The following is a 21399-nucleotide window of genomic DNA, read 5'->3' as shown; positions in this document are numbered from 1 at the left end:
CATAGATTAAGACCTAGGTCATTATTATTAAATAAAGCTTTTAAAATCATACAAATAATAATTTTGTCATCAATGTGTTGATGATTTTTTAAATAAATAATTATTTGAAGAATAACAAAAATAATTGAATGAAAAGTATTTAATTAACTTTAAGCTAAATAAGGTGAGGGAGGCGTTTATTTACAGCAGATTTTCCAATTCATTAATTAACAAGTCCACCAGAATGAAAAATCCGGTTCTGGATTTTGAATCATCCCGTTTAGTGTCATAGCTATCCGCGAAGCAGAAAAGGGTGTTATTGGCGTAGGCTGTGAGTTCGTTTGTGTGAAAGGCGGTCATACTGATGATGTTGGCCTCTTTCAATTGCACAATTTTAGCGGTTTCAATGATTTTTTTAGTTCCGCCGGATAGCGAGATAAAAATCACCGTATCATTTTGGTTAACTAGGCGAGTAAACGAGTCGGAGAGATTGTAATCGTTGATAAAAAAGCAGTGTAATCCAAGAGAGAATAGCAAGTGTTCAAGATAATAACCGACGGCTTTACTGGTGCCACGTGCCACTAAAAAGATATTACGCGAGCCGCGTAATGTTTTCGCACAGTCGCGAATTTGCTCTTCATTAATCAACGTGAAGGTTTTATGGATATTATTTTCAAGCTGCTTTTTATACGATGCCGGGTTATTTTTTTCCGCTTTATTTTGCGAAAGGATATGGTTATTAATTTGAAACTTGAGTTCTTTAAACCCACTAAAGCCTAATTTCTGGGACAGATTAATAATGACAGTCTTAGAGACAAACGTTTTGGCGACTAATTCATTAATATTCAAGTAGGGAATATCGGCAATATTATCGGTAAGATATTTTAATACTTTTTTTTCACTGACGGTTAAGTTGTCATAATTCTTTAGAAAATCCAGCATATCTCACCTGATCAATAGAGTATCAAAAGCCCATTTTAGTCTGGGTTCGCGTGTTATTTATGATGATATCGACACTGTGTGAAGTGAGCAAAAGCTCAACAGCGTTGATTATACGTTAAAGCCGTATTTTATGCAGGTTTTCCGGGAGTTTTTTTGATGTGAATAACTTATAAGGTCGATAATAATACTTATCTATTTAAGCTAAGAATATAAAAGTGAGACGAACCTCAACCAGAGTCTAAAGGATTAAAAACGCCTTGTGATAAAGCACATCACAAGGCGATTTTGTTTATCCCAATTCCGGCTCAATCATTATTTGAGCTGCCAAAGCGTTCCTTCAGAAATAACCGCGCTACCATGAGAAGCAAATAACATTAGCTTGCGTTCATTAGGTTGGGGATAAATGCGGCTAGACATTGCGGCGTCACCATCGTTGACAAAGACTTCAACGGAGGAGCGGTCAATAAAAATACGCAATGAAAGTTTATCGCTTGCGGGTAATGGAATGCTGCGATAACCGTCCAGCTCATATTCTGGGTAGTGCCGCCAGAGCACTAAGCGCTGAGATTGGCTATCAATATACAGCTCTAACCCATCGCCCACTTTATTACCTAGCGCTATGCCATATCGTTCAGCATTACTTTGGTTTATATCCCAAACGAGCTCTAATTCGATGGCGCTCGAATGGTCGAGTAGCACTTCTGTTTGACTAACCGAGTGAGGCTCAATGAGTTGGCTCTGCTGGCGCAGTGATTTGGCTTCAATCACTGGACGTTGGCATAAATGCCCATCTTGTACAAATAACTCGCGTGGTAGGGTTAAGCAGCCTGCCCAGCCTTCTTGTTTGGATGGCATAGCAGATTCCCACATATCCATCCAAGCCATAATGACACGTCGCCCATCAGCTGTCGTGAATGATTGTGGCGCGTAGAAATCGTGCCCATTATCCAGTTCAGTAAATTTTTGACTTTGTATAAAAGCGCTTCCTTCTTGCCAGTGACCTTGGATCACGCCGGATTGGAAGCGATTACGATACTGATAACCTGTATTTTGTTGGATGCCTTGTGGTGAAAACATCAAATAGTGGTGGTCGCCACACGGGAAGAAATCTGGGCATTCCCACATATAGCCACCATCAACATCAGCGTTAGCGAGGATTCGATCAAGTTGCCATTCGCGTAGTGAATTTCCCTTATAAAGCAACGTTTGCCCACAATTTGCCGCGTCTCGTGCACCTATCACCATCCACCAAGTGCCGTTTTCTTGCCAGATTTTAGGATCACGGAAATGCATAATGCCATCGGGAGGCGTTAGCACAATACCTTGTTTTTCAAAGTGAATACCGTCAGTGCTGGTTGCTAAACATTGAACTTCACGGATAGCGCTATCGTCACCAGCTTCTTTTAGCCACACATGCCCCGTATAAATGAGTGAAAGGGTTCCATTATCATTTACGGCACAACCTGAAAAACAGCCATCACGGTCATAATCATCACCGGGTGCTAGGGCGATAGGCTGATGTTGCCAATGGATCATGTCGTGGCTGGTGGCGTGACCCCAATGCATTGGTCCCCAGTCAGCACTCATTGGGTGATGCTGATAAAATGCGTGATATAACCCATCAAAGTAGATCAAGCCATTGGGATCATTCATCCAGCCAGCGGGTGGAGCAAGATGGAAGTCAGGGTAATAGGTATTTCCACGTTGAGCTTTAAGTTGCTCAAGAGCAAATTGTGCTTGCTGAAGTTTTTGTTTCATAGTTCCACCGTTTTTTTCGATGTTGTCATACGATTGACGGTTGATGCGTCCTCTGATTGCAGAAGGACACTTGAAATTATTGTCATGAAAATGACGATAGCGGCGAGGATCATATAGGTATCTGCAAAGCCTAATGTGTCATAGCTGTATCCCGCGAGTGGGGATAAGAACGAGGCGCAGAGCGACGCTACAAACTGGAAACCCACTAAGTAGATGGTTGCAGATAAACGTTTATCAAATACGGATGTAATGTATTTAAATAATGAAATTAATAGGATAGGAAGTTCAACCGCATGTAGCAGCTTCATAAATGAAATCGTGATTGCATCGTCGGCAAGCCCCGAACCTAAAATGCGCAGCGCCATGATCACGCCGCTCAAAAGCAGGCCTCGCTTTGCGCCAATGCGATTGACGAGGAAAGGTGCTAAGAACATCCCTCCCGCCTCTAAGAAAACCTGAAGCGAGTTTAAGTAGCCAAACATCTCGTTGCCTTCGTTTTGGCTTGCAAACAACGAGGCAAAATAGACCGGAAATTGTTGGTCGTAGACGTTATAAACACTTACCCCGCAGACAAATATCACCAAAGACCAAAATGAGCGCATGCGTAATAACCCCAGCGCATCAGTGATAGTCAGCGACTGAGTTTTTCCGAACTCAAGTTCATTCATGGTATGAGGGCGAACGTTGCGTAAACGCCATAACAAAATGATGAACAGAAGTGCGCTGGCAGAACCCATGGCAAAATTTAAGTTGGGATCGATATTAAATAATAACCCAGCAAAAAAGGTGGCGCCCGCCCAGCCCAGTGAGCCCCACATACGGGCACGACCATATTCAAAACTGGCGATACGACTGACGCGTTCAGTATAGGATTCAAGTGCGCCAATACCGGCAAAGAAAGTCGCGCCAACATAAATGCCCAACGCGGACGCTCCCGCAAAAATGTTCCATTTTAATAAGGGGGTACAGACAAAAATAAACCAAGGTCCGCTGATTAATAGCAATCCCCCCAGAAACCATAATAGATTTTTGCGTAAGCCAAGCCTGTCTTGAATAAACCCATAAAGAGGTTGGGCACAAAATGCGGTTAGGCTGATAACAGAAAAAATAATGCCCGTATCGGTGCCCTTTAGACCAATTTTTTGGCTGAGCCACAGAGATACCAAGGAAAACACGGATGACCATGTCCAAAAGAAAGTAAATAACAAACCACTTAATGTGAGATAGGCATGCATGTTAGCGCGTGTTTTTTTGCCCATAGATATTCTCCTACTGTCAGAATGTCTATATTGTTAATGTTAACATTCACTTTATAAAAGACGGCATAGTGCATAAATATGATGTTAATCACCAATGTTAACATTAACATTGGCGGTATGTGAGGGATGTCACAGGTTTCTTATTCTCGCAATCATGTGGCGATTTATTGGTTGATATACTCCGACGAAAAGACGTTGAAAACAAAGACGTTGAAAACAGAGTAAAGAGGGCAAAATGGTACTCTTAAAAGATGTCGCAAAGCTGGCTGGTGTTTCAATGATGACGGTCTCAAGGGCTATCAATAATCCTGAAAAGCTAAAAAAAGAGACATTAGAGCGCATTCAAAAAGCCATTAATGAAACGGGTTATACGCCTGATCTTTCAGCTCGGATGATCCGCGGTACACGGTCAGGGCAAAAACCTCGAACGATTGGGGTATTAGCGCTAGATACGGCAACGTCTCCTTTTTCTGTCGATATTACGCTGTCTATTGAAGAAACCGCGCGTTCACACGGTTGGAATAGCTATGTGGTGAATATGCTAGAAGGTGATGATCCTGAAGCCATCGCGAGTTTACTTTTTTCTCATCGCCCAGATGGCATTATCTACACGGCAATGGGGCTTAGGCAGGTTGAAATTACCAAGCACATGATGAAGGTACCACTAGTACTCGCTAACTGTGAAAGCCTAAATGTACCAACAGCCAGCTATGTACCCGATGATGAAGATGGTCAATATAACGCGGTGAAAGCGCTATTAAATGCGGGATACCGCCAACCGCTATGTTTATATCTCCCAGCTAACCACCCGGCGACTCTCCGTCGAGCTCTTGGTGTTAAGCGCGCTTGTGAAGAACATGGAATCAATGCCGATGCGTTATCTCATCATTTTTTAAATACAGAAAATTATGCAGATATTCCTGAGATTGTACGCAAGCAGATCCACCATGGAAAAGCGGGTTTTGATTCAGTTATTTGTGGAAACGATCGGATCGCATTCATCGTTTATCAGATCTTGTTAGAGAGTGGATTGAAGATCCCAAAAGATGTCGCCGTTGTGGGCTACGACAATATGGTTGGGATCGGTGAATTATTTATTCCACCGCTTTCGACGGTACAACTTCCGCATTATGAAATTGGTAAGCGCAGCGCGTTACATATCATTAATGGGGAGACGCATCGAGAAACTGTCTATATTTCATCGCCTTGGTTACCAAGGGATTCAATTTAATCATACTGAATATTTTCAATATTGCTTGTGGAGTTATTTATGACCGATAAAGTGTGGGTTCTCGGTGATGCTGTTGTTGATTTGATCCCCGAAAGAGAAGGATGCTTACTTCAGATGCCGGGTGGTGCGCCTGCGAATGTGGCGGCTGGGGTTGCTCGCCTTGATGGACGAAGTGGGTTTATTGGTCGTGTTGGGAATGATCCTTTTGGTCGCTTTATGTGCCGCACGCTAGATCAAGAGAGAGTGGACACTGACTATATGAAGTTGGATCCGCAACATCGTACATCAACGGTGGTGGTTGAACTGGATGAAGAGGGAGAACGGACTTTTACGTTTATGGTTCGTCCCGCAGCGGATCTTTTTTTAGAAATAGAGGATTTACCGGTATTTCAGGAAAATGAATGGCTACATGCGTGCTCTATCGCGCTGAGTGCCGAACCGAGCCGTAGTACCACATTTTATGCCATGGAAAAAATTCGTCGTGCAGGTGGGCGCGTTAGTTTTGATCCTAATATCCGAACGGATCTTTGGCAGGATGAAAATCTATTGCGTGAATGTTTACATAAAGCGTTAACTTTCGCTTCGGTGGTGAAGTTATCCGAAGAAGAATTATTTTTCTTAAGCGGCAAAACCGATATTCAGCAAGGTATTGCACAACTTTCCACACAGTATTCTTTTGATTTGCTACTGGTGACTCTAGGTAAAAATGGGGTGATGGTGTGTTGGCAGGGAGATATTCTGCATTATTCAGCTAGACCCGTGGTGGTGGTTGATACGACAGGTGCGGGAGATGCCTTTGTCGCAGGTCTATTAGCAGGGCTGGCGGTTTATGGTCTGCCGTGTGATGAAAATACGCTGGGCATGATTATTGGACAAGCACAAATTTGTGGCGCATTAGCCACCACGGCGAAGGGAGCAATGACCGCATTGCCATATCGTCAAGATTTACTCAAAAGCCTGTAGTCACGATTTCACGCAATTTTCTAGGGGGGTTGTGGTGAATGAAGAAAGTGGTTTTTGAGAAGTAAAGACTGAGGTGATTCGCTAGAAAGTAAAAACCCGCCACTAGGGCGGGTTCTTTAAATAGTGGTGCCCGGACTCGGAATCGAACCAAGGACACGGGGATTTTCAATCCCCTGCTCTACCGACTGAGCTATCCGGGCAACGGGGCGCATTAAACCGTATTAGGCTGTTCTCGTCAATGCATTTTTTATAAAAAAAACCATTTTCTGACTGAGTGTTTTCTTTTTCGACAAAAAACGCCTGTTTAACGCGCGAGTGTACGAATTTTAACTTAATGCGCCTTTTTTACGGCACAGAGCGATAGTCAAAATATCCTCAGAAAGCTGTTGAGCAATTTCCACATCACGGATATCGCGATTAACCAACAAGCGATTTAAACAACCTTCTAAAACCAACTCCATCTGATTGGCGACGAGTTCTGCATCTTCAATATCTAGCTCATCGAGCAGCTGCTTAGTAAAGCTGAATGAGTTGGATTTTTGCAGGCGGCTTAATTGGTGGATAGGGTGTTCTGGGTCTGGGTAATAGTTGCAGGCAGAAATAAACAGACAGCCAGGGAAACGCCCTTCGCGGACTTTCTCTGCCAATTGTTGATAACGAGCCATGAGTTTTAGTTGTGGGCTGAGTCGCTCATCTAATAAGGTTTGGCGCTGCCACACTTCAATTTGCTGCCCGTGATAGCGTAGAGAATCATAAACGAGGGCTTCATCATCAGGCCAAAATTGGCGTAAGGTCGTAAAGTCGGATTCAATTTCAGTGAGTAAACTTTCTGTCGAGGCAGATAACCCCTGTTGCTCTAACTGGTTTAACGCATGGCTCAAAATAGTGTCGCGCTGGATACTCATCGTTATCTCCATCACAAGATTTGCTAATTTTTCCATCATAGCAATGTTCAAAGTTGATTTATAGGCGTTGATTTTGTCACAAGTATGAGGGTGATAGAGGGGAATTACGGGGAAGTCAAAGAGAGAAGAGGTAGAGAGGCATTACCCTCTCTATACCTAACGAGTTGTTTAGTAAAAATTAATTTCTAGTTAAACAACTTTGTCTCCATATCAATATCGATATGATAAAAATTAAAAATATTTTGCAGGAACTCATCAATATCGTGCTTTTTTAATTCTAAAGCATGCAAAATTCCCAAAAGATTTTGAATAGTAATCGCATTGACACCTCGCTCATAGCGAGAAATCTGTTGTTGGCTGATGCTTAAACGAGAAGCGAGCTCAGCGCCCGTGAGCCCAACGACTTTACGTCGTCGTTTAAGAAATGAACCAATGTAATTGGATACTTCATGGTTATCAAATTGTTGATTAGCTAGCATGATCCCTCCATGCGAGTTTTATTGAGATAATAGTATTCAAAGATAATTAAATATTATTATCTTTAATTGGCGAGAGTAATCTAAAATTGACTGGTTCAATTTAGGAGTATTTAATCGCTAAGTTAAATTAATTACCAATATTTATGACGGATTGATAGGCTATTTTCGATAGTTAATAGCTATGTCGATCACTCAGTTAGTGAGTAAGGATATAAAGATTTATGGGTTTTATGTTTGAATATTCTGGTTTGATTAGTCTGATAATCTGGATTTTTGGGTTTTAATTGGTTTTTTATGGCGATAATTACTGACTTATTTTTTATAAAAATAACGCAAAAAATAATAATGAAGTATGAATTGGGTAATGGGCTGTTACACTTATATATATATTATTCATAAATATGTTTCGAGAGAAAGATTTATATTTACTTCGTCATAAAGATACAGATTTGTTTATTGATTATCAGCATTATTTTAAATAGTTTATAGAAATAAAAATAAATATGACATTGTGCAAATAAGGAATGCGGATTAATGAAAATTATCATTGCACCTGATTCTTTTAAAGAGAGTATGAGCGCCGAGCTTGCGGCTCAATCAGTCATAAAAGGCTTTCAACGTGTGTTTCCTGACGCGGTATATATTTCACTGCCAGTGGCTGATGGTGGAGAGGGAACCGTGGATGCGCTTGTTGCGGCACTGCACGGTGAAAAAATATCGGTTACCGTGGCAGATCCATTGGGTCTCCCTGTCATGGCTTACTATGGGCTATTAGCTGAAAGTAAGACGGCGGTGATTGAAATGGCACAAGCCAGTGGGTTGATGCTAGTGCCTATTGCCAAGCGAAACCCGATGCTGACGAACAGCTATGGTACGGGAGAGCTGATAGCCAATGCGCTAGCTCAAGGGGTTGAGCGGATTATTCTAGGGATTGGCGGCAGTGCCACAGTGGATGGTGGTGTCGGTATGTTGCAGGCGCTGGGCGTGCGATTTTATGATGGAAATCATCAATTACTAGGGATCGCGGGGAATATCCTTTCACAGATATCGCATATCGATATTCAGCAACTTGACCCGCGGTTATCTCAGTGCAAAATCGACATTGCTTGCGATGTGAGTAACCCATTGGTAGGGGAACACGGCTCAGCGGCGGTTTTTGGTCCACAAAAAGGGGCAACGCCAGAAATGGTGGCTGAGTTGGATAATGGATTAAACCAGTTTGCGGCGCTTCTTCAACAGTTAACGGGGACTGACTATCGTTATCTTGCCGGTGGCGGCGCGGCGGGGGGGATCGCCGTTGCAGCTGCTGCACTACTCGGCGGTGAGCTTAAATCTGGTATTGAGATTGTGATGGACGCTTTAGCGTTTGAGCAACACTTACAAGATGCTAACTTGGTGATCATCGGGGAAGGTAGTATGGATGGGCAGACCGCAGGAGGAAAAGCGCCCATCGGCATTGCGAGACTCGCGGCAAAACATCAGATTCCGGTTATTGCATTAAGCGGTGTGTTAGGGGATGGGGTAGAAGGATTGCACCAAGAGGGTGTAACGGCGGTATTTAGCATTCTGCCAAGATTGTCTTCCCTTAGTGAGGCGCTCAATCAGGGCGCTAAAAACCTAGAAAATACAGCATGCAATGTGGCTCGAGTATTAAATATGGGTCGCCACCTTTGAAATAAAAGCGAACCTATTTATTTGATGAAAAATAATCTGACTTATCCAATATTTATGTTATATGCACTTTTTCCGATACCATGATGGCGGGTTATTTGGTAAATGAAGGGTAATAAAGCAATAAACTACAAGAATAGGTAAAAAATGCTTAACCCCAACACGTTTGTGCCACTGAAAATTATTGCTTCTGGCATCGCACTACCCACACATAAAGTATTGTCGATGGATTTGGATAAGCAGCTGAATAAACCGAACGGTTACGTTGAAAAACGTTCGGGGATTAGCTGGCGCTACCATGCATCAAATACCGATAGCCAAGCTGAATTAGCTGCTTCAGCAATTCACGATGCATTAACTCGCCACAATATTGACCCTGCTTCAGTGGATGCCTTGATTTGTGCATCGGCTATTCCCGTTCAAGCCCTACCTTGTAGTGCAGCTCATATTCTCGCAAGTTCAGCACTTCATTCGGGTATTGCCTGCTTTGATGTGAATGCGAGCTGTGTGAGTTACTTATCGGCGTTGCAAATCGCGGGTGGGCTACTCACTACCCATCAGTATCGCCGAATTGCGATTGTCTCTGCGGATATTGCCTCTCGGGGGATCGATTGGGAGCATGAAGAATCCTCGCTTATTTTTGGGGATGGTGCGGCTTGTACTCTGGTTGAGCGTGGTGATGGGAATAGTGGTATTTTGGCATTTCGTCTGGAAACCTATCCTGAAGGGCTGGATCTTTGTGAGATTAGAGCGGGTGGTACTCGTCGTAATCCACGCTCAGGGATGGAGCCGAGTGATTTCTTATTCCACATGAAAGGCAAACCGCTATTCAAGATGGCATCCGCCATGGTTGAGGATTTTATGGAGAGAATACTGTCTCAAGCGGGAGTGAGCTTAGCGCAGATAGATACGGTGGTTCCCCATCAAGCGAGTCACTTATCCTTGGAACATATGCGTAAACGCCTTGGAGTCACCGCTGAGCAGTTAGTCGATATCTATGCCACACACGGCAACCAAGTCGCGGCATCAATTCCTTCCGCGCTACATGAAGCCATTATTACCGACCGTTTTTATGGTAAATCCCACGTAATGCTGATAGGCACCGCAGCTGGTTTGGCGTTATCCGCACTGGTTCTTATACCATGAGAATTTTAGTCACAGGCGCGACCAGCGGCCTTGGGCGCAATGCCACAGAAATTTTGCTACGTGAAGGGTATCAAGTGGTGGCTTGCGGGCGTGATTTAGCCATTGGTCAGAAATTAACGGATGCGGGGGCGGTGTTCATTCCTGTGGAATTAGCACAATTGACCCCAGAAACCGCGCGCGAATTGATGTCAGGGTGTCAGGCAGTTTGGCACTGCGCCGCATTGTCGGCACCATGGGGCGCGCGTGACGCATTTGAAGCCATTAATTGGCATGCCACCAAAACCTTAGCACAAACTGCGGCAGTGCAAGGTATCGAGCGGTTTGTGCATATCTCTACCCCTGCAATCTATTTTAATTTTACTCACCAGCACAATATTTTCGAATCAACGAATAACACGCAATTTGCCAATGATTATGCGCGAACGAAGTTCCTTGCCGAGCAAGAAATTGCCAAGATAGTACCGAATCATCCCTCAACTACGTTTGTGATTTTGCGCCCTCGAGGATTATTTGGCGAGCATGACCGGGTTTTATTGCCGCGTTTGATGGCGCAAGTCCGCGCCCGCCATGGAAAATTGGTGCTGCCGGCAGGGGGAAAAAACGCCTTCGATTTGACCTACGTTGAAAATGTGGTGGATGCGATGATGTTGGCAACCCAAAAACCACTAAAAAGCGGGTCGATATACAATATTACCAACCAAGATCCTCAGCCGTTAGCCACCACATTAAAAATGCTATTTGAGCAAACAGGCACTGAGTGCCAGATTAAATCCGCTCCCTATTCGCTATTATATGCCGTCGCATTCTGCTTAGAAAAATTAGCGATTGTGCAGCGAAAAGAGCCATTATTAACTCGTTATAGCCTCGGTGCCGCTTATTTCACGATGATTTTAAATAATGAGCGCGCTCAGCAGGAACTCGGTTACATCCCACGCTATTCCATGGCTGAGGGCATTGCACGCACAGCAAAATGGCTTAACGAAAATCAAGAGGGCAAACCATGATGAACATTCGGGTCTTTGAAGTGGGATATTGCACCCATCCCGGCTGTGTTGCCCTCAAAGGTGCCAGTATGAAAGCGTGTAAATTCCCCGCGCGGGCATGGCTGATTGAAGGGCATGACCAGCGCTGGCTGTTTGATACGGGGTATGCCGACCACTTTTATGACCATACCCGTGAGGGGATCATTCGGTTGTATCGAGCGGTTACGCCGGTTTATTTTGATACCAAAGATGCTCTCGTTTCTCAGCTCAAGGCGGATGGCATCACGCCCGCGGATATTACAGGCGTCATTATTTCCCATTTCCATGGTGACCATATTGCGGGGCTACGGGATTTTCCTTCTGTGCCGTTAATCTGTTCGGGGGAAGGGTGGAAAAAAACGCGTGACCTAACCGGATTTTCCGCATTACGTAAAGCCTTTGTGCGTGGGTTGATCCCTGAAGATTTCGAAGAAAGAGCACGGTTTTATGAAGGCTTTGAGCGTATTGAGCTGCCCGAAGCCTTAGCCGAATTAGGATTTGGCTACGCAATAAACCCAGAAAAAACCTTAATTGCGGTGCCATTACCGGGTCATGCCGCGGGGCATACTGGGTTATGCGTGGCAACGGATGATGGCTGGATTTTGCTGGCGGGAGATGCGGCATGGTCACCAACGAATTACCGAGAATTGCGCGGACCAATGGCGGTGGCGAATTTAATTATGGATGACAGTCAAGCCTATTACGATACGCTCAATAAATTGCATCAGATTGATAAACGCCAGATACCGATCCAACTGTGTCATGAGGGCGAGTTGTGAAACTGCTGAAAATTCTGTGGTATTACTGGCAGGCTCGCCGACTGCGTTTTACGGATAGCGTAGTGCTAGAACGATATCAACAGCGAAAACTGTCGGCATTCACGCAACGTTTTTTACGGCGCAGTCCCTATTTTGCGGCATATTGTGAGCAAGCACTTACTCAGTGGCCTGTGATGAATAAAGCCTTGATGATGCAGCATTTTGACCGCATGAACACCCAAGGGCTGAAAGTGGATGAGCTGCTTGCCTGTGCAAAACAGAGTGAATCTTCCCGAGATTTTTCCCCGACAGTGGGGAAATTCAGTGTGGGGTTATCGTCAGGGACATCAGGAAAGCGTGGGGTGTTTGTGGTCAGCCCTGACGAGCAAGCGCGCTGGTCGGGAACCATGCTCGCTAAAATGCTGCCGGATGGATTATTTGCCGGAGAGCGGGTGGCACTGTTTTTACGTGCAAACAATAACTTATATGAAAGTGTGAATAACCGCTGGCTCTCATTTCAGTTTTACGATTTGCTAGGAGATTTCGATGAGCATCTTGCTGCGCTTAATCAATGGCAGCCAACTATTATTGTTGCTCCTGCACAGGTGCTGGTAGAAATTGCAAAGCGCCAGCAGCGAAATGAGTGCTCACTAACCCCAAAAAGGGTGATATCAGTGGCGGAAGTGCTAAATGCAGATGATAAAGCTCGGCTAAAAACCGTTTTTGCAGATGTGGGCGAAGTGTACCAAGCGACGGAAGGTTTTCTTGGCTGCACCTGCCCTCATGGCACATTGCATCTGAATGAAGCTTTTTTGCATATTGAAAAACAGTGGATTGATGAACGCCGTTTTTCACCGATTATCACCGATTTTACGCGGCAAACTCAGCCCATTGTGCGCTATCAACTGGATGATATCTTGGTCGTTAGGGAGACCCCATGCCCCTGTGGTGATGCGCAAATAGCCATTGAACGCATCGAAGGGCGTAGTGATGACCAATTGGTGTTAACCAATCAACAAGGTGAGCCAATAACCCTGTTTGCGGACGCCTGTAACCGAGTGATGTGTAATACTTTACCGACAGAAACAGATTATCGACTTCATCAACAAGGGCAGTTATTCACTTTATCCGCGGACTGTGAGGAAGCAGTGCTATTAGGATGTAAGCAAGCACTAACTGACTACTTTGAACTGCAAGGCGCGGTGACTGAGCACCTTCAATGGCAACTCAACACCGACTTGCCTGTGACAGTGATGGCAATTAAGCGCCGACGGATCACGCGGGAGGCGGTATGACAATGTCGATGTCAGTGTGGCAGCGCGTGGGGTATTTACTATTAGGTTGGGGATGTGTTGGGGTTATCTACTCTTTGACGGGGCATATTTATTCCTCCGCGCACGTTATTTCCCCCTCGATAATTGATGATGCCATCGGTTATTCGCCAAATGCGATATGGCTTTATCTCTCTTTTTTCCTTTTTATTCCTTGCGGTTATCTGCTGAGTCACGCAGAAAAAGTGAAGCCGTTAATGTGGCAGATGATCCTCTGTGCGGTGCTATCTGGCATGGTGTATTTGATTTATCCAACCACGGCAGAATTCCCTCAAAATATAGGGAGTGGATTGACTCAGCAGGCACTTGCCGGGTTATTGCAGGTGGATACGTCGCAAAATATGCTGCCTTCGCTCCACGTGTCGTTAACATTAATTGCGTGGTGGGCTCTGTGTCGAAAAGGCCAACTTTTGAGAAACCTCTTGTGGCTATTGTGGGCGCTGATGATTATTTTTTCTGTCTTAATGCTGAAGCGGCACCTGTTTATTGATGTGGTTGGCGGCGCGGCTTGTGCGTGGATAGCGATAACGGTTGTTCGCTTATGGGCGGCTTATCCGTCACGGAGAGTGCGATGAATGAACTGACATTTCCCATTATCTTTATGGTGGCGATTGTGATGGTGGAAGCGCTGATTATTGCTCGCCAAAAGCGCGTTTCATTCAGTTGGCAAGATGTGGTTTTTAACCTTAATTCCGGGCATATCATGCTGTGGCTGTTCCGTGGATTAGAACTATTTTGCTACGGTTTTGTGGTCACGCATTTTTCTTTTGGTCTTACCGATAGCTGGCCAACGTGGTTGGTGTGGTTGTTTACGTTAATTGCTTGGGATTTAGGATTTTATTGGCTGCATCGTTTGCACCATCGTTACCGTCTTTTGTGGGCCGTGCATGTGGTGCACCATCAAGGGGAGCATTTTAATCTCTCATTAGGGGTACGTAATTCGTGGTATTCCTCACTCACTTCGATTCCGTTCTTTCTGTTATTGGCGTTGATGGGCGTGCCGCTTACCATCTTTATGACGATATCCGTGCTTCATTACACCATTCAATTTTTTAACCACAGTGGGTTAATTCCCCGTTTTAAATGGCTGGAATCATGGATGGTGACGCCGCATCATCATCGAGTTCACCATATTAAAACGGGTGGGTACGCCAATCGTAACTTTGGCGGTAGCTTTATTATTTGGGACAAGCTGTTTGGGACATTTTCACAATCCCCTGAAATGCCGCATCAATATGGTATCGGCGGTGAGGCAGCGACGGAAAACCCGCTGATTGACAGCAACCGTCCATTCTTGCGTATTCTGGGTGTGAAAAAAGCGAATAAACCAACGCATTCCCCTCGTTATCACATCGGAAAAATGGGGCTAGTAGGTGGAACTTTGCTGCTGTTCACGTTGGTGATTGGCTATGTGTATCGCTATGGGTACGGTTTTAATGGAACGACCCTTGAGCAAATTGGGTTATTTCTGCTGTTGGCGGCGGGGACTGTCGCGCTGTCGGGCTTATCGAGCGGTTATGGTTGGGGAAAATGGAGTTGGTTCGCGGTTGCCAGCATGATGCTGTTATTGATCATCATTGCAGGCTGGTTGACGCCATTCTGGCTGGTGGTTGGGGCGCTATTATGGTTGCACAGCGCTGCTGTGCTAATGGGCGTAGGAACAACGCTTGTGGATAGACGTGATGTACAAGCCTAAGCCATTACCGCCCCTCGCTTTTCGCCAGCGGGATGACTTGGCTTTTCACCGTGCATTGCAGCAAGCGGCGAGGGGATATCTGCAAGAAAAAGGCGACCACCGCTTTGCCGATGGCTGGGTTTATCTCAAGAGTTTGACGCTGATTTTGGTGTGCTTAGGCAGCTACGGGCTGATGTTCAACTCCCAAGGTGGAATACTGTTTTTTGTGGGTTATCCGCTATTTATTTTCTTTGCCTTATTGTTGGCGATTAATATGGTGCACGATGCCTCCCATAACGCCGTTTTTCAGCGAGGAGCGCTTAACCGGATTGTGAACTTTTGGGTGACTATTCCTTTAGGGTTAGACCCCGATTGTTGGCGCGTGCGGCACATTGTTTTTCACCATTCCCATACTAATGTTCGTGATTATGATCTGGATATTGAAGAGAATTTTTTACTGCGCCAAACCCCTTACCAGCGCTGGTATCCGTTTATGCGTTGGCAGCATTTGTATTGGCCGCTGATCGCGGCAATGACCTTTCCCGCGCTGATTTGGGGCTACGATTGGTTTGACCGTTTTCATTTCACCCGCGTCGCCCCAAAAATGCGCCATCAGGGTGTGAAAGGTATTGGGGTATTTTTGCTGAGTAAAATGCTTCATCTTGCATTGGCATTATTATTACCGTATTGGGTGCTATCCCCATATGGTATCGGTATTGGCACATTGTTGGGTGTTTATCTGCTTAGCCAAATGTTCGCGTCATTTATTTTCGTGGTGCTGATTTTGGGTACTCATTGGGCAAAAGCCACCTTTTATACGGCACCAGATTCAGGGCGTATGGAGCAAGGGTTTTATACTCATACGTTCTCAACCACCTATGATTGGCAAACCACGCCGAAGTGCCTAACTTACTGGCTCGGCGGGTTGAATTTGCATCTGACTCATCATTTATTCCCCAATTGGCACCACCGACATTACCCTGCGCTTGCTCGTATTATTCAGCAAACTGCCGCGCAATTTGGCATGGATTATCACTGTGTTGATGCCAAAACCTTGTGGCGTTATCAGCAGCGGTTTTTAAAGCGAATGGGGACAGGGGAAGGGGTTAGGTAAGCGATAGTCGCCTACCTAACTGTGGGTTAGTTTAGCTCAGATTGAACTTGCTGTAAGCTGCGCACCCACGGTTTATCCCGTTGAAATGCAGACGGTAAGCCTTGTATAGCGTGTCTTGCGGCTCGGAGCGTTGGGTATTCGCCATACACTAAGACATACCATTGGCGGTTATTTCTTACCGTTTCATAGACCAAATAATTACGTAATTTATGTCGACGAGCGCGTTCATAAAGCCCTTCCGCACTGCCCGCACTGCCTAACTGTAATGTGTAATGGCGAGGGGAAGCTGAATGAATATCACCACCTAAATTCGTGCTCACTGAGGTGTGTTTCGCCACCGGAATCGTCACCTCTATTGGCTTGCTAGGCGTGTTGATTGGCATTAATTCTACTTGTTCAGTTTCACCTTTTTGTTCTGACGGCGGCAATACAAGGGTAATGATCACTTCAGTCGGTTCGTCAGAAACGGTTTCATTTACCGCTGGTGCTGTTTGTTGCTGAATATGGGCTTTATGTGCAGCGGCGAGCATTAAGCGTTCACGGTGCTCGGCAATAGGTTGCCATATTTTAGTCAGTTCCTTTTGCAATAGGCGCAATGTGGCATAAATCCGGTGTGGTTGATGGTTGTTTAAAACCTCCAGTAGCACCTGATTTCCCTTGGCAGAGAGCTCGATAGCATTAACTTGCGGTTCAGCGTGAACGGGCTCGGTCATCGGTAGGCTGATTAAGTTGTACGAATATTGCTGGCAACGTTGTTTATCAACCGCTTCTGTGGTGACAACGATATCTTCTTGAATGTCATTCAATGCCTGTTGAGCTCTTTCACGCACTTCATTATTTGCGGCGATGGCTTTTTCCAGCCACCAAATTGCACAGGCTGAGTTTTGAGGGCCACCTTCACCCGTGAAAAACAGAATCCCTAAATGGTACTGACCGAGGGGGTAGCCCTGCAATGCGGATTGCTGAATATAGTAACGCCCTTTGGCGAGGTCTACAGGGACGCCATCTCCATTGATGGATTGCACACCCAGGTCGTGAATTTGCTCAAGGGATGTTGGAGATACTGCTGACAGCGCAGGGCTGCACAACAGAAGCGACATTCCCATGAGCAATAATGTGAATAAACGGTGGCGGTGAATGGCTATCATGGCATTCTCATCGTTGAATGATAAAGGCTTAGTGGTTTGTGAAGAAAACCACTAAGCGGTTAGGCAGGTTATTCCCAGTCAATGGTGACGGTGGCGGTGGCAGAAGCGGCACCAGATTTAAAACCTTGCCCTAGAGCGCAAAGGCTAAAACGGTAAGGGACTTGATGTGGACCGACGGTGAGCTCACCTAAATCAACTTCATTTCCTGGTGGGGTCTTAGTACCAGGTCCAAACTGGGTACCTCCATTGTTACAGGGTGCAAAAATCGATTTTATGGATGCGCGGACAGTAGCAGGCGCAAGATCACCTGTGGCATCCATCGTCATTTTTAAGTCGTTTGTGTATGTTTGAATTGTACCTTTAAGTGTTAATTTAGCTGGAGTATGAGCACCATTATCTCCAGTACAGTTGATCGTAAAATTCCCATCAACTACCCCTAAAACATCCTTACGATTTCCTCCTGGTGTACCGGATGTATTGCCTTTCCAATCCCAAATATTCACTTTGCCGAAATCAATTTTAGGAGGGGTATTGATAGTGCATTGGATTGATGGAGCAAAAGTAAATGAGATACCTTCAGTTAAAGTAATACGCATTAAACCAACTTCTAACCATATATTTCCGCTATATGCATACTTTTTGGGCTTTACTGACTCGCTTATGTATAACGCACCACGTAAATTAGCCGCTTGATAAACTTGTGTGTAGTAGCTTGGCCTGTCAAGATAAGCCTGACCACTAGGCATTGTAGATGAATATTTATACAGCCCATTATTCTCTGAATATTTAACCCCTACGGAACTGGTTGCTTTAGGGTCACTTCGATACTGATATGTAACGTTTAAATAGGTTCCGCTTGATTTTGCATTAGAATCTCCAGAAAAAACGAATACTATGCCAGGTTCTAAAACTACTCCATAATATCCGTCAACTGAGCCCCAGGAACTCCCCTGTATACTGGATAAAACTTTTCCATGGATAGAACTTAAATAAGAATAAGTATTTTCTTGTTGGCTTTCTGTCTTATTCACAGGTTCGCCTTCCCATACTATTTGCCCTGATTTCTTAAATTCCATTCCGTTAATACCAATACTGTGGCTAAAAGTAGTGTTAACGCTATAAATGACAAATCCTACCGTGGCTAACCACATTTTTCCCCAGCGTTTTTGGTTGTTCAATTTCATTATTTTTCTCCTGCTGGTGACTGTAACCAACGTGTTTTATTGGGTGTTTGATGTAAAGGTTCGATGTTTTCCATTGGAGTGGATATCTGCTGAGTCGTTGCTGGTGTACTCAATTCCACAGGCTGTGCGTGCTGTTGCCCACTCACACAGCGATAAGAGACTTGACGGATTGGCATATCCGCGGAGACATCAACATGGCGTAAATCGAATTTCACCTGACATTGCTGTGCGGCTGTCTCTCCCCACTTCACTAACAATTCCCCGGTTTCTGGTAATCCCGTCAGGTACACCTGCCCGGCATCCCCCACAATGCTGCTAATGTTGTCAGCGCTGCTATCGGAGGTTAAGGTCGCAATCGCCCCAAAGGGCACATATTTGGCCCCCTGTTTTAAGGTCATTAACACTTGATAGCCGATACGGGTGCGGAAACTGGCTTTCACCACTGCGCCTTTGGTGGGGTAAACGTTGGTATTGGATTGCGGTAAATCGACATTTTCAGGCAGTGTGCTTGGGTCTAAGCCAATGCTGTTTTTGTTATAGTCGGAAAGATAAGGTGCCACGGCATAGCCTCGCCAATCCGTGACAGCAGAACCGCCATTAACACTGACCCCTTCGGCGCCCGGCGCGCTGATAAGCGCAACTGAATCCCCCATAGAGCGGCTTAATGTCAGCCCTTCGGCGTGCAGTAATGCACCGCCGCTGGCGTTCATATTGATTGACTGGGAATTATTGCTGTAGCTATAACCCGTGCTGATGCTGCCTTTATCGCCTTGGTAGCCCGCATTCAGGTTGGTGTTGGCAATTTGCCCTTTATTTCCCCAGCTTTGTGATGCGCCATAAGACAGCTTGCCATCCAGCATGTTGCCGCTCAGGCCGCTATTATTTTGCGTGCGCCCATTTTGGTCATGGCTCATGGAGTAAGTGGCATAAATGGACTGCAAATCACGGTCTTGGGTAAACACACTGAACGGCACGCTTAAGTTAAAAGAGAGCTGGCGGTTTTCCGGCCAGTTATTGCGGCTGTCTTTTACGCGGTCGATATTGTAGTTCACACCGTAACTGACCCCTTTAAAGCTGTTGCTGTAGCCCATGGATAAACCCGTTAAGGTTCGGCTGCTGCCCCAGTAATCATCGCGGTTAGCGCGAAAATGCAGTGAGCCATACTGTTGCATCTGTTGGCTGAGTTGGGTTTGGAAGCTGCTGCGACGACGTTGCAACGTCCACGGGCTAAGACCCTCTTCAAGGCGATAACCTTGGCTGTTAAATTCGCTGAAATTATAGAAATGTTCAGTGGAGTAACGTAATGCGGTTAAATCCACTGACGTGCCTGTTGCCATTAAGCTTTTTGAGTAACGGATACGGTAAGATTGCCCCGTTTTTCGCTCGCTAGAGCTAGACACAGGGTTGGAATAAGTAAATTTAGCCGATGAGTGAGTGACGTCCGTGGAGACGGCACCGAAATCCCCTAACGAGACCCCGGCTCCCGCACTCAGTGATTGATAATCTTTTGCCAGCAAGGCGCCGCCATACACCGTGACATCGTTATGCAGCCCATAAACAGCGGTACCGAGAATAAAGTCAGAACGACGCGAGCTGGTGGTCAAGTTACCGTTATAACGACCGGAGGCCACTTCGTATTTCCAGCCGCCGGGGCGCAGCATCACGGGTAAGGATGAATAGGGCACCACAAACTGGCGTTCAGCGCCATCGGCTTCGGTGACCGTGACGTCATAATCCCCGGATAACCCCGCTTGCTGGATATCATTGATATAAAAAGGCCCTGGAGCCACATAGGCTTCATACACGATATTGCCATTTTGGCGGATAGTGACGCGGGCATTGCTGTTGGCGACACCACTGATCGCCGGCGCATAGCCGCGTAATTGGCTTGGCAGCATCTGCTCGTTGGAAGTCAGCTGCACGCCCTTAAAAGGCACACCATCAAACACATCGCTGCCCGTGCTGCTTTCACCCACTAACAATGTTGAGCGCAATGCCCGAATATCCCGTGATAGGGTGGTATTGGAAAAGTAGGTTTGGGTGTTGGTCGTGGCCGATTGGTTCTCGCTCCCGCTGTATTCAAAGCGAGAGTGGGTGAGGTTACTGCGCAGACGCCACGGCCCTGCATTGGCACCCAATCGTGCGGACGCAAATACGTTGGTATTTTGATTTTTTTTGCCGTGGTCATAGCGGCTCGTGGTGCGACCGGCGCTGACGTTATAGTTCGCCATGAGTGCCGGAATGCCATCGTCCCATAATGACGGATCCGCATTACGGTTGACTTGAGATTGCATCGCTACTTGCGGCACGCTGATGTTTAATCGCAAGCGTGACAAATCTAATCGGGTTGTCGCTTGTGGGATCAGTGCGCCTAAATCTGAAATAAACTCGCCGTTAGGTAAGTCTTTCAGGACAGGAATTTGCGGCACATTGACCCCAAAGGTGTCGAGTTGCTCAGGGGTTAATTCCGGTGCGATTTCACCGTGGGCATTTTTGATAAAATTAAGCGTGAATTGTCCCACGTCCTGTTGGTTCACAAATACGGAAACGGTGTATTCCCCTTCGGCAACGCCACCGGCTTGTGAGAACGCGGATAAATCCACGTCTGTGTTTTCACCCACCACCCCTAAAAAACTGGGGTCAAAGTAATCTTCGGCCTGTGTTGGCGCGACCGCCAATAGCAATAGACACGCCAGCGGGTGATAACGGAAAAAAGGATTTTTTGGCTGGTGTTCAGCAATTTTATGGGCTTTTTTCATGATCTTCCTTTATCTTGCGAATGCAAGAATCCCCCCGTTGCCAATGCGCATCGGGTGAATGTGTTTATCTGTCGG

The 21399-nt window shown here is 45.7% G+C and carries 18 protein-coding genes and 1 tRNA gene; 10 read left to right on the top strand and 9 right to left on the bottom strand.

The features are described from left to right. Nucleotides 1-180: 180 nt before the first annotated feature. From HFU86_RS16965 to HFU86_RS16955, 3 genes are all read right to left on the bottom strand, one after another. Nucleotides 181-921, bottom strand: coding sequence for a MurR/RpiR family transcriptional regulator (locus HFU86_RS16965; protein WP_036949583.1), 741 nt, complete (start codon nt 919-921; stop codon nt 181-183). A 312-nt stretch (nt 922-1233) separates the two neighbouring features. Further along, on the bottom strand, nt 1234-2679 hold the full coding sequence (locus HFU86_RS16960) for a glycoside hydrolase family 32 protein (protein WP_187129708.1): 1446 nt from the start codon (nt 2677-2679) through the stop codon (nt 1234-1236). Beyond that, complete coding sequence (locus tag HFU86_RS16955; RefSeq protein WP_187129707.1) at nt 2676-3938, bottom strand: MFS transporter; 1263 nt, start codon at nt 3936-3938, stop codon at nt 2676-2678. Before HFU86_RS16955 ends, HFU86_RS16960 begins: the two co-directional genes overlap by 4 nt. A gap of 235 nt (nt 3939-4173) precedes the next feature. Here HFU86_RS16955 and HFU86_RS16950 point away from each other — a divergent pair, with 235 nt between their 5' ends. Next, nucleotides 4174-5169, top strand: a complete 996-nt coding sequence (locus HFU86_RS16950) for a LacI family DNA-binding transcriptional regulator (RefSeq protein WP_036949589.1) — start codon at nt 4174-4176, stop codon at nt 5167-5169. A 39-nt stretch (nt 5170-5208) separates the two neighbouring features. Beyond that, nucleotides 5209-6132: an aminoimidazole riboside kinase gene (locus HFU86_RS16945; RefSeq protein WP_187129706.1), complete on the top strand. Its 924-nt coding sequence runs from the start codon at nt 5209-5211 to the stop codon at nt 6130-6132. 124 nt (nt 6133-6256) lie between these two features. Here HFU86_RS16945 and HFU86_RS16940 read toward each other — a convergent pair. From HFU86_RS16940 to HFU86_RS16930, 3 genes are all read right to left on the bottom strand, one after another. Beyond that, nucleotides 6257-6332: transfer RNA gene (locus tag HFU86_RS16940), tRNA-Phe, on the bottom strand. Nucleotides 6333-6458: 126 nt separating this feature from the next. Continuing rightward, nucleotides 6459-7031 (bottom strand): division control transcriptional repressor DicD, encoded by a 573-nt coding sequence (dicD, locus tag HFU86_RS16935; RefSeq protein WP_432206743.1) that lies wholly within the window; start codon nt 7029-7031, stop codon nt 6459-6461. A 191-nt stretch (nt 7032-7222) separates the two neighbouring features. Further along, a complete protein-coding gene (locus tag HFU86_RS16930) occupies nt 7223-7516 on the bottom strand; it encodes a helix-turn-helix domain-containing protein (protein WP_187129705.1) in 294 nt (97 codons plus the stop codon). Between the two features lie 534 nt (nt 7517-8050). Between HFU86_RS16930 and HFU86_RS16925 the strand changes: the two genes are divergently transcribed. From HFU86_RS16925 to HFU86_RS16890, 8 genes are all read left to right on the top strand, one after another. Beyond that, on the top strand, nt 8051-9190 hold the full coding sequence (locus HFU86_RS16925) for a glycerate kinase family protein (RefSeq protein ID WP_187129704.1): 1140 nt from the start codon (nt 8051-8053) through the stop codon (nt 9188-9190). A gap of 144 nt (nt 9191-9334) precedes the next feature. Beyond that, nucleotides 9335-10333 carry a 3-oxoacyl-[acyl-carrier-protein] synthase III C-terminal domain-containing protein gene (locus tag HFU86_RS16920; protein WP_187129703.1) on the top strand — a complete coding sequence of 333 codons (999 nt, stop codon included), beginning with the start codon at nt 9335-9337 and terminating at the stop codon, nt 10331-10333. After that, nucleotides 10330-11337: an NAD-dependent epimerase/dehydratase family protein gene (locus HFU86_RS16915; RefSeq protein WP_187129702.1), complete on the top strand. Its 1008-nt coding sequence runs from the start codon at nt 10330-10332 to the stop codon at nt 11335-11337. Before HFU86_RS16920 ends, HFU86_RS16915 begins: the two co-directional genes overlap by 4 nt. Further along, nucleotides 11334-12134, top strand: coding sequence for an MBL fold metallo-hydrolase (locus HFU86_RS16910; RefSeq protein ID WP_187129701.1), 801 nt, complete (start codon nt 11334-11336; stop codon nt 12132-12134). The genes HFU86_RS16915 and HFU86_RS16910 overlap by 4 nt, the downstream gene beginning before the upstream one ends. Then, on the top strand, nt 12131-13408 hold the full coding sequence (locus HFU86_RS16905) for a F390 synthetase-related protein (protein WP_132496476.1): 1278 nt from the start codon (nt 12131-12133) through the stop codon (nt 13406-13408). Before HFU86_RS16910 ends, HFU86_RS16905 begins: the two co-directional genes overlap by 4 nt. Then, nucleotides 13405-14019, top strand: a complete 615-nt coding sequence (locus HFU86_RS16900; RefSeq protein WP_187129700.1) for a phosphatase PAP2 family protein — start codon at nt 13405-13407, stop codon at nt 14017-14019. The genes HFU86_RS16905 and HFU86_RS16900 overlap by 4 nt, the downstream gene beginning before the upstream one ends. Further along, nucleotides 14016-15140: a sterol desaturase family protein gene (locus tag HFU86_RS16895; RefSeq protein WP_187129699.1), complete on the top strand. Its 1125-nt coding sequence runs from the start codon at nt 14016-14018 to the stop codon at nt 15138-15140. Before HFU86_RS16900 ends, HFU86_RS16895 begins: the two co-directional genes overlap by 4 nt. After that, nucleotides 15127-16233, top strand: a complete 1107-nt coding sequence (locus HFU86_RS16890; protein WP_187129698.1) for a fatty acid desaturase family protein — start codon at nt 15127-15129, stop codon at nt 16231-16233. The genes HFU86_RS16895 and HFU86_RS16890 overlap by 14 nt, the downstream gene beginning before the upstream one ends. 26 nt (nt 16234-16259) lie before the next feature. On the opposite strand, the gene HFU86_RS16885 is transcribed toward HFU86_RS16890, so the two are convergent. The 3 genes from HFU86_RS16885 to HFU86_RS16875 all read right to left on the bottom strand — a co-directional run bounded on the left by HFU86_RS16885 (nt 16260) and on the right by HFU86_RS16875 (nt 21324). Then, nucleotides 16260-17381, bottom strand: a complete 1122-nt coding sequence (locus HFU86_RS16885; RefSeq protein ID WP_255426003.1) for an SPOR domain-containing protein — start codon at nt 17379-17381, stop codon at nt 16260-16262. 68 nt (nt 17382-17449) lie between these two features. Beyond that, complete coding sequence (locus HFU86_RS16880) at nt 17450-18565, bottom strand: hypothetical protein (RefSeq protein ID WP_187129697.1); 1116 nt, start codon at nt 18563-18565, stop codon at nt 17450-17452. After that, entirely contained in the window at nt 18565-21324 is a 2760-nt protein-coding gene (locus tag HFU86_RS16875) for a fimbria/pilus outer membrane usher protein (RefSeq protein ID WP_255426002.1), read from the bottom strand. The genes HFU86_RS16880 and HFU86_RS16875 overlap by 1 nt, the downstream gene beginning before the upstream one ends. Nucleotides 21325-21399 lie beyond the last annotated feature (75 nt).

This window comes from Providencia sp. JUb39 (assembly GCF_012272845.1).
GTDB classification, from domain to species: Bacteria; Pseudomonadota; Gammaproteobacteria; order Enterobacterales; family Enterobacteriaceae; genus Providencia; species Providencia lanzhouensis.
Note: the sequence above shows the minus strand (reverse complement) of the source record. Positions and strands in the feature narration are given on the sequence as shown.

Coding starts and splice junctions, on each gene's coding strand:
- HFU86_RS16890 (WP_187129698.1), top strand. CDS start 15,127: ATGTACAAGCCTAAGCCATTACCGCCCCTCGCTTTTCGCCAGCGGGAT.
- HFU86_RS16965 (WP_036949583.1), bottom strand. CDS start 921: ATGCTGGATTTTCTAAAGAATTATGACAACTTAACCGTCAGTGAAAAA.
- HFU86_RS16950 (WP_036949589.1), top strand. CDS start 4,174: ATGGTACTCTTAAAAGATGTCGCAAAGCTGGCTGGTGTTTCAATGATG.
- HFU86_RS16910 (WP_187129701.1), top strand. CDS start 11,334: ATGATGAACATTCGGGTCTTTGAAGTGGGATATTGCACCCATCCCGGC.
- HFU86_RS16880 (WP_187129697.1), bottom strand. CDS start 18,565: ATGAAATTGAACAACCAAAAACGCTGGGGAAAAATGTGGTTAGCCACG.
- HFU86_RS16915 (WP_187129702.1), top strand. CDS start 10,330: ATGAGAATTTTAGTCACAGGCGCGACCAGCGGCCTTGGGCGCAATGCC.
- HFU86_RS16875 (WP_255426002.1), bottom strand. CDS start 21,324: ATGAAAAAAGCCCATAAAATTGCTGAACACCAGCCAAAAAATCCTTTT.
- HFU86_RS16900 (WP_187129700.1), top strand. CDS start 13,405: ATGACAATGTCGATGTCAGTGTGGCAGCGCGTGGGGTATTTACTATTA.
- HFU86_RS16930 (WP_187129705.1), bottom strand. CDS start 7,516: ATGCTAGCTAATCAACAATTTGATAACCATGAAGTATCCAATTACATT.
- HFU86_RS16895 (WP_187129699.1), top strand. CDS start 14,016: ATGAATGAACTGACATTTCCCATTATCTTTATGGTGGCGATTGTGATG.
- HFU86_RS16945 (WP_187129706.1), top strand. CDS start 5,209: ATGACCGATAAAGTGTGGGTTCTCGGTGATGCTGTTGTTGATTTGATC.
- HFU86_RS16960 (WP_187129708.1), bottom strand. CDS start 2,679: ATGAAACAAAAACTTCAGCAAGCACAATTTGCTCTTGAGCAACTTAAA.
- HFU86_RS16955 (WP_187129707.1), bottom strand. CDS start 3,938: ATGGGCAAAAAAACACGCGCTAACATGCATGCCTATCTCACATTAAGT.
- HFU86_RS16925 (WP_187129704.1), top strand. CDS start 8,051: ATGAAAATTATCATTGCACCTGATTCTTTTAAAGAGAGTATGAGCGCC.
- HFU86_RS16920 (WP_187129703.1), top strand. CDS start 9,335: ATGCTTAACCCCAACACGTTTGTGCCACTGAAAATTATTGCTTCTGGC.
- HFU86_RS16885 (WP_255426003.1), bottom strand. CDS start 17,381: ATGATAGCCATTCACCGCCACCGTTTATTCACATTATTGCTCATGGGA.